2 protein-coding genes are annotated in these 1,432 nt (G+C 75.6%); both read right to left on the bottom strand.

The window, feature by feature from the left end:
- Positions 1–525, bottom strand: a 525-nt coding sequence (locus ACSNOD_RS31140; RefSeq protein ID WP_436770430.1) for a DUF6114 domain-containing protein, incomplete at its 3' end; no start/stop codon positions are given.
- Positions 516–1,151 carry a DUF6230 family protein gene (locus ACSNOD_RS31135; protein ID WP_436770429.1) on the bottom strand — a complete coding sequence of 212 codons (636 nt, stop codon included), beginning with the start codon at positions 1,149–1,151 and terminating at the stop codon, positions 516–518. The genes ACSNOD_RS31140 and ACSNOD_RS31135, both read right to left, overlap by 10 nt.
- Positions 1,152–1,432 lie beyond the last annotated feature (281 nt).

Below are 1,432 nucleotides of genomic sequence, written 5' to 3'. Positions count from 1 at the left end.
GGGCCGGTGGCTCGGTGCCGCCGTGGTGCGCGGCGCCGGCGTGGCATTCGGCGGTGTCGCGGTGTGCGGCGGCGCTGTGGTGTGCGGCGGCGCCGTAACCTGCGGCGGCGCGGAAGCGTTCGATGGTGCCGCGGCCTGCGACGGCGTCGTGGCGTGCGGCGGTGCCTGCCAGGCCAGGGCGAGGGCCCCGCCGATCAGGGCGAGCAGCATGCCCAGGAGGAAGCCCCCGAGATTGGCCAGCGGATAGGACAGCAGGGCCAGGGCGATCGCGGCGCCGCCGCTGTAGGCGGCTGCCTTGGGGGCCACCCACAGGTGGACCGCGCAGCCGGCCAGCGCGAGGGCGACCAGTACGGCCGCCGCTCCACTCGTCCCCTGCACCGCCAACAGGCTCGGCTCGGCGAGCGGAAAGTACCCCAGTTCCACGGCCGCCGCGGCAACGCACAGGGCGGCTCCCGCCGGCCGGCGGCCATGCCCGCGGTCGCGTCCCCGACCGTGACCGCGACCGCTCCCGCGCCCTACCGGCATGGGTGGTCCCCGGCCCGTACGTCCATGGCCGCGCCGTTCAGTCGGAAGAGACCGGCGGTCAGGGACCACGCCTTGATGCGCATGTCGGTGACCTCCAGGGTGCGGGCCTGCTGTCCGTAGACTCCGGCCGGCCCGGTGACCCCGGCGCCGTCGAGCGTGGCCGCGTCCCGGCCCATCTCGACCGATCTGAAGGTCATGTCGCCCTCCAGCCGAGCCAGGTCGAGCACCATGTCGGAGGCGTGCACCGGCCTGGCGTGCCGGGAGCGGATCATCAGGGTGGCCGTTCCGAGGGGCGTGCGGGCCACGGCCGACTGGCACAGCCCGTCCATGCGGGCCTCCCGGATACCGACGACGGCGACGGGGTGGCGGGTGCCCATGGCGTCCGTGCGGTGGCCGGGGAACTGCACGGCGCCCGTGGCCCGGAGGTGTTGGGCGGTGACGGAGAAGGGGCTGCCGGCCACGGCGAAGGAGACGGGGATGGCGGCCGCCGTCGTGGTGGCGACCGTGGCCCCGGCCAGGCCCAGCGCCACCGGCGCGACCAGGGCGAACCGGCGCCAGTTCGTGCGCCCTCCGGCCGGCTGTCGGCGTCCTCTCCCGGTACGGTGGCGTCCGCCGCTCAGCAGCATGCCTGGCCCCTCTTCTCGCTGTCCCGCTGCCCGTCCCCCCACTGCTCGTTCCCCCGGTGACCGTCGTCACCGTGCCGCATTGGATTCCTCCGCTCCGCGCGCCGGACGGCCGAGGGGCGGTCCGGAATGGTCGGCAGAGCCATCAAGCTAGAGGAATCGCGCGGTCCGTCGGGGCCGACACGCGTACGAGCCGGCTCCTCGTGCGGACGAACGCGAGAACGGCTGCCGCCCGGACGGCGGTCGGCGTGCGGCCCTCGCCGATCCCGGAGGCCCCCGGCCCG

This window comes from Streptomyces sp. URMC 123 (assembly GCF_051386515.1).
In the GTDB taxonomy this organism is placed as follows: Bacteria; Actinomycetota; Actinomycetes; order Streptomycetales; family Streptomycetaceae; genus Streptomyces.
This window is presented reverse-complemented; position numbering and strand designations above follow the sequence as displayed.